A 15,065-nucleotide genomic window follows, 5' to 3' on the forward strand; every position below is an offset into this window, starting at 1 on the left:
CCTGAAGAAATCGTTTACTGTCAAACTCATGGGCAATGCAAATTGCGGTTAAGCTATAATCAGAATGAGACAGCACAACCGAATTAATGAGGGCGTTTAAAGGTTTGAAATTACATAAAAAAGAACGAAGCCTTTTTAGAAGCAAATATGTTTAGCGGCAATCTACACAAATGGGCGGTTGGAGGATATCAACATGAGGCTTAAACTTGCTTGGGTAAGAATTTTCCAGGTGTGTTGCTTCAACAAGTTCGCACCATCAAATTGTTGATCAATAATTCAAAGTTGTTTTTTACTATCTTTATGAAACTGGTCTATAATGTTCCAGACGTGTTGTTTTGCCAACTTTAAAATGATTAAGCAATTGCTTTTCAAAAAAATAGCTCAATTTCCTCTTTAAAGCTGGGGCTAACCCGTATTTGTTGTGTGTAACGTTAGAAATACGCTGTTTCTGCAAGTAAAGTGATACGTGTTGTTCCAGACGTGTTGGTAGCGCTTTTTTATGATATTTGCAACGTTCGAGCTGATGATAATGCAAGCCTTCAATATAACCATGGAGAACTTGTAGTATGTGTAAACCGAGATAGTTTTTTAAATGCCAGTTTTTTAAGAAGTACAAAATATTGAATAATCATTGTTGTGTTCAGAAAGGTTAGAAGTAACGGACATAAAACCTATCAAAAATTTCTTTTTCAGAAAGTGAAAACTTTTAAATAAACTTATACCTTTGCTTTCGAAGCATATCTTTACCGTATTGCTACCGGATATGGATCAGCTTAAAAATAACCTATGAGTATTTAATAGTTGTATAAAACTATTAAAGAACAGACGAAAACTAACTTTATGAAATGGCCGCATAGCACCACCATCCTGCTATTTAATGTATATCGCTACCGGATACTTATATCTGTTGTAATGTTGTTGCTTTTAAGCAAAGGATATGGACAAGGCATCAATGCTAATGACCGGACAGAACTATTGTTGCTATATCATCAGCAAACGCCTGCTATTAAGTTGTCCTTGTCCAATTGGAATTCAGATAGCTTTCCATGGGAAGGTGTTGATGTGAACCCGGCCGGAAGAGTGGTTGCCTTATCGCTGCCTTATAAAAAGCTTTCTGGTGTTCTGCCCAACTTTAATTTGCCATATTTAGAAGTGTTGCAATTAAGTTTCAATCAGCTTACGGGTGCAATACCATCATTTGATTTACCGCAGCTAAAAACGTTAAGTCTTTTCAATAATTATTTCAACGGAAGTATTCCCCATTTAAATACACCGATTCTGGAAAAACTTCAGTTATCAGGTAATAATTTGTCGGGTAATATTCCGCAATTTGGTTTTTCCAAACTAACCGTGCTTTTTTATCAGCCAATCAACTAACCGGAGGCATTCCTGATGTTCAGTTACCCGAACTCAAAAAACTGGATGTCGCGTTTAATAATCTTTCAGGAAGTATTCCCAATTTAAAGTTGCCGAAATTAGAAGGTCTCGACTTTTCTGCAAACCAGCTAACCGGTAGTATTCCGGCCTTTGAAACACTAACAAGTCTGCGAGAGTTATCGTTGTTTTCGAATCAACTTACCAGTGAAATTCCTGCATTGAAAAGCCCAAATCTCAATCGGGTTTATTTGTCAGACAATCAGCTCAGCGGGCCGATACCAGCTTTTGTTGGGAAGCTGGAGCATTTCTATGCAGACCGTAATCAATTCAATTTTTCATCTTTGGAGTCATAAAAGATCCTTTAGCAATCACCAAACTTAAATCCAATCCGCATTTCAGGTTTATGCCACAGGCCAGTTTTTTACTGACAGAAGAAGTTGAAGGAACGCTTTCGCCAGGGCCTATTGGTGGTACGGCACAAAACCTCATACATAACTGGTTTAGGGCAAAAAGATATAATGGTGATACTGCAATTGCAGTACTAAGTGGAACGGTTAAATTCCTATATCTTAATCCAGCTTATAAGGTTAGAATGGGAGAGGAGGTTTATGACAGTGTTGTTCATAAAGACTGGTTGGATAGCGATCAAAATATGTACCTGCTTTCCGGAGCCGTGCCTACCAGGGCCGGGCTGCCCCTGATAGCAGTAAATGCACAGATTAAAAGTGGTGACATCGTAGATGTAGTTTGGAATGTAGGCAGTGAGTTTGAATGTGATTATTATTTGGTGGAGGCTGGAAAAGACTCTACTGCTTTAAAGATTATAGCCAAAGTTGAATCAAAATCTAAAGATGGTAACTCAAATAAGTTGGTAGTGTATGAGTACTCAGGAAACTATAACATGGCGCTTTCAATGGGCTTTGGGTTAGCTTTTCTAATGCTTTTAATAGTCGGGCGTTGGGGCAATAAGAGAAAATACTGGATAGGCTTATGCTTCTTCGTGTTGGGTTTTGCAGGATACTACTCCTGTAAAAAAAGGACTATGACGTTAAAACCAAGCAGCCTGTTTATGTAAGGATTACACAAATAGATAAGTCGGGGAACGTGAAGTACTCCGAAGTAATAAGAGCAAATGATTAGTAGCTTTTATACGAAATTTTAGATAAGGAGAAAATAAATTGTTTTCATGCTAACCAAAACGATATCCAGGCAACTGCAAAGGAAAGGTAAGTTAATAACCATATTCTTGTTGCTAAGTATTACTGCGCTTGCTCAAAATCCACAACGGCCTGTTAAGCCACAAATCCAGGTAAAAGCCTCGGTTAACGATAAAAAAGATGCGATTATGCTGCGTTGGGCTGCAAGCAACCCTGCTTCCTGGCGCCTCTCCAATAAATATGGTTTTATTGTGGAACGCTTTACGGTTCTGGAACAGGGAAAGATTCAGCAGGATTTTGATAGAAAAATCTTAACACCGCAACCATTGAAACCTGCACCTGCAAAGGATTGGGAAGCAGATATTGAAAAGGACGATAATGCTGCCATTATTGCTCAGGCGCTGTATGGGGAAGGCTTTGAAGTCTCTGGCGGTGAAAGCAAATTGGCTACCATAGTTAACAAAAGTGCCGAGCAGGAACAAAGGTTTACATTCTCTTTAATGGCTGCCGACAGAAGTTTTGAAGCCTCCATAAAAGCGGGTTGGGGTTTTGTGGATACAACTGTAGCCCCCGGCGGTAAATATTTTTATAAGATTTACACAGTTGTTCCCCTAAATCTGCTTAAAATAGATACAGCAGTGGTGTTTATGGGTTTGCAGGATGCGGAACCTTTACCTAAGCCCAAAGATTTATATGCTGTTTTTGGAGATCAGTCGGCGATGCTTACCTGGGATTACAAATTGCTCAAAGATGTTTATACAGCTTATTATATTGAAAAATCGACAGACAGCATAAATTTCTCAAGAATTTCTGATATACCGGTGGTTAATATGAATGAAAAGGAAGGAAGAACACCCAACAGTATGTATTATGTGGATTCGCTAGCTAACAATGAAACAGATTATTATTACAGGGTAAGAGGTATTACCATATTTGGAGAAACCAGCCCGCCGTCGGATACCGTACAAGGAAGAGGAAAAAAGGTGGTTGCTTTTGTACCCAATATTGAAAGCACCGAAATACTAAACGACAGCACTGTAAAGCTGAACTGGGATTTTCCAACCGAAGGCACACCTTATCTCGATCACTTTGAAGTGGAACTTTCGCCCAATGGCTCGAAGGGCACTTTTAAAGTAATGGTGCCTAATGTTACGCCCAATGCCAGATCATTCGTTGTTGACAATCTTTTGGCTTCTAATTATTTTGTTATTACCGCTGTGGGTAAAGATGATGTGAGAAGAAGCTCCTTTCCTGCTTTTGTGCAACCTGTTGATAGTATTCCTCCAAGTATTCCAACCGGCCTTGCTGCTACGGTTGATACGCTGGGCAATGTCAGCGTATTTTGGAAAGCTAATCCGGAAAATGATCTTTTGGGTTATACCATTTTAAAAACAAATAGCATAAAAGAAGAACCTGCCGTTATCAATAGCGAACCTTATAAAAAAATATGTATAGCGAAAAGCTAAACCTAACTACGCTGAATGAGAAAATTTACTTTGCTGTAATTGCTTTAGACCAACGGATGAACCAATCCAAACGATCTGAATTTATAGAAGTGGTAAAGCCGGATAAAGTGCCGCCCTCATCTCCCGTATTTAAAAATTATGCGGTATCAGAAGATGGAACAATAAAGCTGCAATGGATAAATAGCAACTCGGAAGATCTGGCTGCAACACGCATTTTCCGGCGCAATATGAACGAACAGCAATGGCATCTTATCAAGGAGTTTAACGATACTACAATAGACGTTCTTGAAGACAAGCCCGACTCGGTAGGAAGCTACGCCTACACATTACTGGCTGTGGATGATGCAGGCAATGAATCGCAACCTTCCCACCCTTTAGCAATTAGTATTCGCAGTACAGGTAAAGTACAGCCGGCAAAAAAACTGACAGCAGAAGCAGATCGGGATAAAAAAGTGATACTGGTAAAATGGCAGTTTGATTTGAAGGACATAGTAGAAATAACCATTTACCGTACTGTTGGCAAAGATCCATTCACCGTGTATCAGGTCATCACTCCCGATTTTGACAGCCTGGAAGACACCGAAATAAAAGTCAACAATATTTACCGCTACGCTGTAAGAGCCACGCTTAAAGATGGCCGCATGAGCGAGTGGAAAGAGGTAAAAGTTGAATATTAAAATTCTGAAAATGAAAAAATTATTTTATTGTCTGATATTAATATTGGGTTTGCCATTATACGTATGGAGTCAGTCGCATTATAAAATAGAGTTAAACAATTTAAAGTACGAATTGACGGCTCCTGTGAAAGCGCGAAATGGCTCATATTTACGAATCACTCTTACTTATAGCGATAATTCGACTCATGAAATATATCGTAAAAACATTACAGAAGAAGAGCATGAAGAACTATGGGGATGGAATTTAAATCCTCCCATTATTACCGATAAAATTCCCAAAAGCTTTCGCATTGACGGGTATGTTGATTTCCGGTCAGATAGACCAACTGCACGCTATGATGAAACGCATTCTTTGAATATTTGTCAGAATAAGAACTATACTGTCCAGTCAAATAGTGGGTATATGTCACTTATTACTTTTACTGTAAAGGTCTCCCCGTTCTTGCCGGAGCATTAAAGATGCCTACAGATAATACGATACTAACTGATCAACCACGCGAATTCTCCAGTACTTTTAAAGAATTTCCCGCATCGGTGTATAGCTGGGAGTTTAGTTTTGATCAAACCAATTGGTATAAATTGCCTTCGCAATTTCAAGGAAAGCATACATTTTCAGCAAGTGCGGCAGATATATTAAGAGGAAGTCCTTTTGATGTTAATAGCCAAATTGGTAAAAATGTTCTATTAAGACTCAATCCATGTAATTCAAATAACCAGGCGTCAAACGTAGTAGTATATACTATCAAACACCCTACCCCGGAAATCACCAACCTTACACCGCAGCCAGCAAAGTGCTTTGGTTCTAACGATGGTGCCGTTAATTTTAATTTAAGCCGGGCGCTGCTTTCCAACGAAACGATAGATGTGACTTTGTATAAAGTGGATGAATTTGGAACAACACCAGAAGGTAGTTTTGTTATTACTCCTTCTTCATCCGTACCCTATAAAGTGAGTAACTTGGCTGCAGGAACTTACAGTATTAAAATCATCAGCAAAATAAACGGAGGTTCTTCTAATCAGGTTTCGTCTAATCAGTTCACAATTGCTGCACCAACAAAGGGCAGCTTTTCCGGATCCACAACCAATGTACTTTGTTATGGCAATGCGGATGGAACCATTACGCTAAACGCTTCCGGAGGAAGCGGCGGTTACGAATATATGATTCGAAGAGCCGGTGAGTCAGACTCTACATGGCATGCTTTTTCTGGTGCCAACCAGCATACCATAACCGGACTGACGGCTCAAACCTGGCAGGTAAAACTAAGAGATGCTAATGGTTGTGCGGCGCAGGAAGCCACATCCGGATACGAAATAAAAGCCTACACCATTACCCAGCCGGAAGGTTCGTTATCAACGCAGTTGGTGGCTTTACAACACCCAACCGGATACCAGCTTGCTGATGGAAGCATTGAAGTGAAAATAAGCGGCGGCACGCCCAAAGCCGATGGTTCGTATACTTATGAGGTAAGAGATTCGGCTACCAATAATTTAATAACGGCAGGCTTTACGGGTGCTGTAACAACCGATGGATATCTCCTAAAACTATCTGATGTTAAAAAAGGAACTTATCTTTTTAAAATTGGTGATCAGAATTCTGAAGCAAGTGGCTGTTACTCGGAAAGTAAATACAGGCTAAGCAAAAGCCCGCCCCGGCTGAATGATAAAGTAACTGTTACGGATGCGGATTGTTTCGACAGTAAAACGGCACTAAAAGTGCAATTAGATAGGGCATTACAAACTGGAGAAGTGCTACAAGTGCAAGCTGTTGATGCCGCAAATAACAGAGATGTTCTTTTAGGAGAGATCAAAGAGGGCGATCCTGATGCTTCTTTAACTTATACTTTTCAGCACCTATTGCCATCAGGCACTTATAAGTTGCATTACAAAGGGGTTTTAAATGGCTCCGAATCGGAAGAATTTACAACCGGCTCCTTTATCGTATCCACGCCATCATCCGTTGGTTTTTCTATTTCAGAGATTAATAATGTAAGATGCTTTAGCGGTCAGGATGGCTCTTTCAAAATCAACGCAAGCGGAGGAAGCGGGCCGTATATGTATATGGTAAAGCGAACCGGCTATGCCGATTCTACATGGTATAATTTACCAACCGATAATGTGGTTTCCAGCCTTTCTGCCGGTGACTGGCAGGTATATCTGCGCGATGAAAACGGTTGTGCAGTAAAAGACCCTGCTACCGGTGCTGTGATGTACCAAACGGTAACCATTACGCAACCCCCAACAGGAATGGCCGCCAGCGTAATGAGTCTCACACATCCATCTGCATATAGCTCATCCGACGGTAGCATTGAAGTTGTAATATCTGGCGGTACACCCAAACCAGATGGCAGTTATGATTTTCAAGTAACCAACAAAGCAACCGGCGCTATTATCAATACAGGCATTACCGCCTCTGTTGTTTCCAATGGTTATAAAATAAAAGTATCAGGACTGGCAAATGGAGCGTACGGGCTTACCTCATCAGATGCAGGCGGTGCATCAGACTGTTCTGTAAACAGTGTTTATCAACTTGAAAAATCGCCTCCAGGTATTACCGATTTTTTATTAACCAATCCCAAGTGTACGGATGGTAACAGTACAATAAAAGTTACGCTCAATAAAAGCCTGCTTGCTAACGAAAAGCTGGTTTTGCTGGCAAAGGATTCTGTTTCCGGAGACGAGACCCAGCTAAAAGAAATTGGCAATACTGATTTAGATGCCAACCGTTCTTATACGGCGGAGTATGCGCTGCCTGCAGCTGGTTACCAACTATTGTATTATGGAATTGAAAACGGCAATGAATCTGCACGTTTTAATGCGGGAAGATTTACCGTAAAGCCTCCTGCTCCGGTTTCTTTTACGGCAGATTCAACCAATGTTACCTGCTTTGGCAAAGCCGATGGAACCATTACTTTAAATGCGAATGGCGGGATGGGCAAATATCAATACATGATTAAACGCAATGGGCAAACGGATTCTACTTGGCAGGATTTTTCGGCAGCATCATCGCATACCATTATCGGCCTGGCTCCCGGCTCTTGGGTAGTGGCTCTTAGAGATGGAAATCAGTGTGTCGCAAAGACCAGTGACGGACAACCCCAAACCCGAACGATTCAAATTACACAACCAGACAAAGCGATAACCAATACGCTGGTCAAGATTATTTATCCCAATGGTTATGGCTCGGCCGATGGATCTATTGAAGTAGAAGTTACGGGCGGTGTACCCAAAGCCGATGGGTCTTATAATTATCAGTGGACGGATTCATTATCTGGCACAGTCATCACTTCGGGTATTACCACTTCTAATGCGCCTACTGGTTTTAGAATAAAAATTTCGGGCCTGCGCGAAGGTGTTTACACGCTTAAAACCACGGATGCCATTTCTACAAGTTGCGAAGCGCTTAGCACTTATGAACTCAAAAATAATCCTCCCAAAATTGTGTCGCTGATGGCCGAAAGCCCTAAATGTAAAGATGCTGCAGCCAGTTTAAAAATTACGGTCGATCGTTTACTGCTGGATGGCGAAGAATTGGTGGTAACGGCTGTGGACAGTCTTTCAGGGGCAAGCTATCCAATGGGTTCATTAGCAGCTGCTGATTTTGATGCTTCTAAATCGCACCTGTTTACACACAAGCTAAAAGCCGGTATGTATTATCTTTCTTATAAAGCGCTTTTAAATAATACCGAATCAGCCGAAGTGCGGAGCAGTAGCTTTGAAATTACGGCGCCAACGCCCGTTACTTTTAGTGCTGAAAATACCAATGTTAGCTGTTTTCAAGGGGCAGATGCAACGGTTACCGTTACCGCCGCAGGTGGCGAAGGGGGTTATCAATATTTTATCGGAAAAGAAAATCAGACCGACTCGGCATGGGTCGCTTTTACATCTGGCAATACACATACTATAACCGGATTGGCTGCCGGAAAATGGTATCTGCAAATAAGAGACAAAAACAGTTGTTATGCACGCACAGCTGATAACAGTGAGGTTAAAACGATAGTGATTGATATTACCCAACCAACAGATTCATTAAGCGCCACACTTATTAAAGCTACAAACACCACCCGTTATGAAGGCAGCGATGGAAGTTTGGAAGTTACGATAAAGGGCGGCACACCCGAAGCGGGCGGCAGTTACAAATACGAATGGAAAAATGCAGACGGGGTAGCCATTACACAGGGAAGTACGGCTACTGCGGCTAATAACAGTTTTACAATTAAACTAACCAACCTGAAAGCAGGTTTTTATACCTTAACCGCAACCGATGATAAGGGCTGTATGCTAAGCCGTGTGTATGAAGTGGATCAACCCGATCCGTTAACAGTGCGGTTTGAATTGCTCAAAGCCATTGCCTGCAATGGAAGCGCCAATGGAAGTATAGTAGCACATGGTGCTGGTGGCGTACCTTTTGCCAGCGGGTATCCTTATAAATACACTTGGAAACAGGCCGATTCGTTGGGCAATTACACAGAGCTGCCCAATAGAGACAGTGTGCTTACCAATATCAGTAGCGGCTGGTATGCAGTAAATATTACCGATGCCAACGATGTGGTGCTGGCAAAAGACAGTTTGTATTACCTGCCACAACCTGCCGCACTTAAATTATCTTTTTCAATTATTGATAATTCTTACGAAGGCGAAACCAACGGAAGCGTTACGGCTACGGCCACGGGCGGCGTGGGGCCTTATACTTATATGTGGAATACCGGAGCTACCGGAGCCACGGTTAGCAATCTGCCCGAAGGCCTATATTTTGTGGTAGTAACGGATAAAAACAATTGCCAGGCGCAACAAAATGTGTTTATTAAAGAACCTAAAACCCTGAAAGTAACCACTCGAAAAAAACATCCCGGCTGCTATAATAGTTGCGATGGAGCGCTGGAATATGAAGTAAGCGGTGGTACGGCACCTTATACATACGAGTGGACGGGTACCGGCGCTACATCGGCAAAGGCGGATGCTTTGTGTGCCGGTTATTATAAAGTGTTGATTACGGATGCCGCCGGAAAAGATATTACCATTTACGATACGCTTTACAACCCCCAACCCATACCGCTAACGCTGGGTAAAGACCGATATATCTGTTTGGGACAACAAATTGATATGGACATTGCCATTGCTGGTTTTGGCAATATTAGCTATAGCTGGATGGGGCCTGGTGGCTTTAGCAGCAGCCTGGCTAAAGTAACGCTAAGCCAGGCAGGCACTTATTATGTAAAAGCCACCAATAGCAATGGGTGTGATGCCCGAGACACATTGGTGCTAACGGCCAGCAATATTACCATTGCTAATGAATTTGCATTACCCACACAGGTTTTTGCCGGCGAGCCCATTGTGGTGGTCAACACTTCTAACCCGGCGCCGGATAGTGTGCGCTGGATATTGCCACGCGAAGCTTCGGTGCATAAAAAAGGAAATGAATCGGCGGAGTTTGTGCTGCCAACGGGTTTGTACGAAGTAACATTAATTACTTATAAAGGAATGTGTGCTGCCGAACAAACCAAGAAGCTGGCGGTAGCACCTCGATCTGAGCTGGAAGATGTGGGTAAAACACGCAATCCTTTTGTAAAGGTTTTTAGTATGAACCCTAATCCCAACAACGGAAACTTTACGGTAAAAGTGGAGCTGGAAACAAAAGCATCGGTACAATTAAAAATGTTTGATGTAGAAAACAATAAAGTGTATTCCATTACGTATCGATCGGGCGCAGCCAGCTATACCATTCCGGTAAGTATGAGCCTGGCCAAAGGCACGTATGTGCTATTGCTGGAAACACCGAAAGGAAGTGAGAATTTGAAAGTGATTATTTTGTAGAGAGAAGGGGATGGCGAGAAGCTAGTGTCATTAATCATAAAGTGGCTGTCAGGCTGAGCTTGCCGAAGCCCGTTCAACACCCCTTCGGCAAGCTCAGGGTGACAATCGACACAACATTTTACGATTAACACAACACTAGTGGGAAGCTCTCACAGAGGCTCGGAGGCACAAAGGATATTATGAGTTATGAATTTGGAATCACAACTGTGCCTTCGTGCCTTTGTGAGAAAATATAAAAAAAACGAATGATAAAAACGCTATCAAGGCTGTTATATATTACAATGCTGGTGCTGGTATGCGGTGCGGCTATTGCCCAGATTTCTCAATATCCGGTAACCGGCAACCTGTTTATAAAGCCGCCGTACAGCGCCAATTTGGGCGATTACGCCAACCCCATGCTGGACAAACTTAGGCTAAGCCTGACGCTGAACGACATTAACCTGTCGGGCAAGCGGGTAGAGCTGCGTTTTTTCATCAAACAACAAGGGCGATTGCTGGCGCAAAGCGCACCAGTGGTGGTAAATGCACCGCAGCTTATTTTAGATGGTGGCGTGCCGCAACAACTTACCCAAACCGAGCTGGCGCCTTTTTTAGATACGAAAACCTGCAAGGCCTGCCGCAAATATATTACAGCAAGGGTCTGCCCGAAGATGTGTACAGCATGGGCTTTGAAGTGTATGACCAAGCCACCGGCAACCTGCTAAGCGCACCCATTTCGCAAATGTTTTGGCTAATGCTCAACGATCCGCCGCTGCTGTACCTACCCGCCGATAAAAGCAATGTGCCCGACATAGCCACCACCGGAGCCATCCAGTTTCAATGGACGCCACGCACCACACAAGCCAGCCATACCGAGTATGAATTTACCCTTTGTGAATTATGGGACGATGGCGGCGACTATTACCAACAGTTTTTGGCAGCCAACCCTTTTTATACCACTACTACTAACAACACTACCTTTTTTACACCAATGCCGAACGGCTGCTGCTGCCCGACCGCACTTATGGCTGGCGGGTAAAAGCCAAAGCCAAAGAGGGTTTTGAAGATATTGGCCTGTACCGACAAGATGGCTATAGCCAAATATTTATTTTTAAATACGGTGCAACATGCCAACCCGTAGAACAACTATTTGGCGAACCCAAAAGCTCGGAAAGAATATTTGTAGAATGGCAGGCACCCGCCAAAAGTTTTAATGCCTGGGCGGAGCTGGCATCCGATCAGGTTTACAAAGTATCTTACCGCAAAGCAGGCAGCTCCCCTTCAGGTGGGGGTGCGGCTTGGCCTTGGCACGAAGAAGAAACCGGCGATACCTATTTTCATATTACCAACTTAGAAGCCGACACCGAATATGAAATAAGAATAGGCAATGTATGCAATAGTGGCACGGCCTTTAGCGGACTTAATAACGGTGCCACCATTACTTACACCAATCCCATTATTGTACGCACTTTACAAAACGGCCAATTGCCGGGTATTAATTGTGGCCAGTTGCCACAACATGACCTAAGCAACCAAACCCCCATTGCCCACCTAAAAGTATATGATATTGTAAAAGCCGGAGATTTTCCAATTACCCTTACCACCATTGCCAACGATGGTGCTGGCCGCTACAGCGGAGCCGGTTGGGTACGTGTACCCTGGATGGGCAACACCAAAATAAAAGTAACCTTCCGCGGCATCAAAGTAAACACCGATTACAAACTAATTGATGGTTTTTTTGAAACAACTTATAATGCGGATGAGAATTTGATATCGAATGTGGAAGAGGAAGTGGCGAAGATTGAAGAAACTGTAAACGATGTTGTTGAAATTTTTGAGGAGATCAAAAAGCTGATAAAAGAATACAAGGGTACAGAAAAAGATAAACAGGATATAACAGAAGCCAAGGCAATTGTTGACGATCAGTATTCCGGAATGATAAGCAGCCCTTACCTTACACCGGCTCAAAAAGCAGCTTTAGCAAAAAGTTATGAAGAAAATAAAGGAGGCTATGATGCTTTAAGTAAGGGTGATGAATGTGATAGCACAGCGTCCAACGCTTCGGCCGGAGGCCCAGCTTATGCTGAGTGGTTCGTTCCTGTATCAGGATATGATTGCCATAAAGCAAAAGCCACCACGCTGGCAGATGCTTTAATTACAGCCGCCAAACAGGAGCAGGAGGCTATGAGCAAAGACCTTGTTTATACTGCCAAAAAAGAAAGTAACGAACTGGCTGCGGATAACCTTAAACCTGCAATAGGCCTTAGCCCTAATGGTAAAATTATTGCAGGCATCCAATCCAACAAAGGGTTGGTGCCACTTATCAGCAAAGAGCATCTTTATTTTATCATTGGCTTTTCTATATATGAAAACAACAAAGAAGTTGATAAATATATATGGAAGCAGAACGATAGGAAAGATTGGGGTTATTACGATTCCAAAATGAAGAAGTTGGAAATATCAGATGAAACATCCAACCGGAAAGTGTATGTGTACAGAGATATTGGTAACAACTGTACTTATGAGCGACAGCTGATAGACTGGGACAACACAGCAACAACGGCAACTGCCAAAGCTGTTGTGGAATCAAAAATTATAGAAAAGAATTGGATCAAAGAGCGTTTGTTTAATGCAGATGGTTCTTGCGCTGTTGCGTTTATTAAAGAAATAATAACAAGGGAAGATAGTGAAGCCTGTAAAGATGCTGCATTTATTGAGGCCGGTTACGATAAACTAATGGCGTACGTAAATAGGGCAACCTTTAAAGATGATGATGTTGTTGCAGCCATCAATAGTGTTTGTTTAAGTTCCATCCGCAAATTAAAGTATGCCGAAATTATCAGGCTGTTTAAACCGCTGGCTGCTTCCTCCGAAATAGATGAAGCAAAAGAAGTGGCTTTATTAAGATTGATGAATGCGCTGAATACAACAGACTATGAGAAGTTTTTTGGTTTGTTGGAAGAGAACAACAATGCGCTACTCATAAATCTGGTTAAGCGCATGCACGATGGTATAGCTATTTATAGTGCATTGAGGGGCGAAAAAAACAGCTATACCAATTTTATTGGGGCGTTGGTGTGGATGTTTAAAGAAGCTCCGGAATCTATTGAAAACAGATGGCCGGAAAACATAGATGATTTTGCAAGGGTAACCATAAACCTAAACCCGATTGATTACACCAGCGATACGGGGTCTCCTTATTTTCAGACCTATACTTCTAAGCATAACAATGGAACGTATAAGGAAGAAACCGGAGAAATTGTAATTAATGATGTGTACACCACTCATGTTTTTTCTCAGGGTGCGTATGGTTCAGTAAAAAAGAATGAAGAGATAGCAACAGTTTCTCCGCTCACCCCTATTGTTATTATCCCGGATAAAGGAAAATTGCCGCTGATTAAAACAGCTTTGGGAGAAAATAATTTAAGCAATGATGCGTATATCGTACCGGCAATTTTCTTAAAATATAATAGCGATAAAATTCGTAACGATTATATCGAAAAGGGCATAGTAACCACTTTGGATGTTGCTACCATTGCATTAAGCGGAGGTACAGCATTGGCCGCCAAAGTAAACTGGGTGCGCCGTGCATGGGCGATGGCAGAAGTAGTAGGCGCAGTGGGTAATATAGCGGTGAATACGCAAACGGTAGATCCTAATAGTAGTCTCGGCAAAGCCATTAACGCCTATAATCTGGGCATGGGGATTATTGGGTTGAAGAATGTGGCTGTTGGTGGGTATAAATTTGCAAAGAGTATACCGGATCGTACTAAAGCCCTTTTGCAAGACAATAAGGGGTTGAGGAATCTGTTGTTGACAAAATATTTGGATTATAGAATCTCAATAACCAAACTTAAAAATTCCGATGAATGGAATAATCTTTCGGCAGAGGTAAGACAAAATATAGTTAAGCAGGAGAAAGCCTTTATTGACATAACAGATGCAAAGAACATTCCTAATGATAATTGGGGAGTGTCTGATAATGTTTTCATAAATGGTAAGACCAAACAGGATATTCTAACTATTCCAAAAGGAGAAAGACCCCTACCGGAAACGTATTTGAGTGCAAATTATATACAACAGCATTTGAAAGAGTTTGAAGGTGGAGTTACAAAAATCTCTGCAAGTCCTCCATCTGGTTCGGTAGGGCCACTAAGTGGTACATTTGTTATGCCAAAAAACAGGCGGATTTATTGATAGGGCAATCAAATGGCAATATTTCAAAGTTGGAAGAAATACTAGGGTTGGAGAAAGGGATTCTTGGCAATAATCCTGTAAGAATCGATGTCGATAATCCGATTGGTTTGAGATTGCCAGACGGTAATGAATTAGGAGCAAACCCTTTATGGATACCTGGTGGTAGGACAAAGGGTGGAATATTGGAAGCAACTGTCAACCAAATACAACAAGGTACATATAGTGTTCATTATATTTTAAAATAAATTATTTTTATGATTGAAGATACAATATTAAAAGATTATGGCTGGTGTCATATTTTGCAAAAAGGCAATAAGTATTTTATTAAATATGATTTAGGGGGATTGTTGTTCAAATGAAAGAAATCGAAGTAAACAAGGAGCAAGCAGAAAAGGCTATGA

The 15,065-nt window shown here is 41.8% G+C and carries 11 protein-coding genes; all 11 read left to right on the forward strand.

Annotated features, from left to right (window positions below; all coding sequences use genetic code 11):
- Positions 1–840: 840 nt before the first annotated feature.
- The 11 genes from MKP09_RS08610 (at position 841) to MKP09_RS08660 (ending at position 14,909) form a co-directional block, all read left to right on the forward strand.
- Positions 841–1,377 (forward strand): leucine-rich repeat domain-containing protein, encoded by a 537-nt coding sequence (locus tag MKP09_RS08610; RefSeq protein WP_240827311.1) that lies wholly within the window; start codon positions 841–843, stop codon positions 1,375–1,377.
- A gap of 8 nt (positions 1,378–1,385) precedes the next feature.
- Positions 1,386–1,730, forward strand: coding sequence for a leucine-rich repeat domain-containing protein (locus MKP09_RS08615; RefSeq protein WP_317235279.1), 345 nt, complete (start codon positions 1,386–1,388; stop codon positions 1,728–1,730).
- Positions 1,731–1,780: 50 nt separating this feature from the next.
- Positions 1,781–2,452 carry a hypothetical protein gene (locus MKP09_RS08620; RefSeq protein ID WP_240827312.1) on the forward strand — a complete coding sequence of 224 codons (672 nt, stop codon included), beginning with the start codon at positions 1,781–1,783 and terminating at the stop codon, positions 2,450–2,452.
- A gap of 111 nt (positions 2,453–2,563) precedes the next feature.
- The gene (locus MKP09_RS08625) at positions 2,564–4,000 is read left to right on the forward strand and encodes a fibronectin type III domain-containing protein (RefSeq protein WP_240827313.1); all 1,437 of its coding nucleotides are present in this window, start codon (positions 2,564–2,566) and stop codon (positions 3,998–4,000) included.
- Positions 3,982–4,677 (forward strand): fibronectin type III domain-containing protein, encoded by a 696-nt coding sequence (locus tag MKP09_RS08630; protein WP_240827314.1) that lies wholly within the window; start codon positions 3,982–3,984, stop codon positions 4,675–4,677. Before MKP09_RS08625 ends, MKP09_RS08630 begins: the two co-directional genes overlap by 19 nt.
- Positions 4,678–4,726: 49 nt before the next feature.
- Positions 4,727–5,134: a hypothetical protein gene (locus MKP09_RS08635; RefSeq protein WP_240827315.1), complete on the forward strand. Its 408-nt coding sequence runs from the start codon at positions 4,727–4,729 to the stop codon at positions 5,132–5,134.
- 2 nt (positions 5,135–5,136) lie between these two features.
- Positions 5,137–10,488, forward strand: a complete 5,352-nt coding sequence (locus MKP09_RS08640) for a T9SS type A sorting domain-containing protein (RefSeq protein WP_240827316.1) — start codon at positions 5,137–5,139, stop codon at positions 10,486–10,488.
- A gap of 245 nt (positions 10,489–10,733) precedes the next feature.
- Complete coding sequence (locus MKP09_RS08645) at positions 10,734–11,192, forward strand: hypothetical protein (RefSeq protein WP_240827317.1); 459 nt, start codon at positions 10,734–10,736, stop codon at positions 11,190–11,192.
- Complete coding sequence (locus MKP09_RS08650) at positions 11,162–11,506, forward strand: hypothetical protein (RefSeq protein WP_240827318.1); 345 nt, start codon at positions 11,162–11,164, stop codon at positions 11,504–11,506. Before MKP09_RS08645 ends, MKP09_RS08650 begins: the two co-directional genes overlap by 31 nt.
- A gap of 446 nt (positions 11,507–11,952) precedes the next feature.
- The gene (locus tag MKP09_RS08655; protein ID WP_240827319.1) at positions 11,953–14,664 is read left to right on the forward strand and encodes a hypothetical protein; all 2,712 of its coding nucleotides are present in this window, start codon (positions 11,953–11,955) and stop codon (positions 14,662–14,664) included.
- A complete protein-coding gene (locus MKP09_RS08660) occupies positions 14,661–14,909 on the forward strand; it encodes a hypothetical protein (RefSeq protein ID WP_240827320.1) in 249 nt (82 codons plus the stop codon). Before MKP09_RS08655 ends, MKP09_RS08660 begins: the two co-directional genes overlap by 4 nt.
- Positions 14,910–15,065: the final 156 nt, after the last annotated feature.

The sequence above is a fragment of the Paraniabella ginsengisoli genome, from assembly GCF_022513635.1.
Taxonomy (GTDB): domain Bacteria; phylum Bacteroidota; class Bacteroidia; order Chitinophagales; family Chitinophagaceae; genus Niabella; species Niabella ginsengisoli.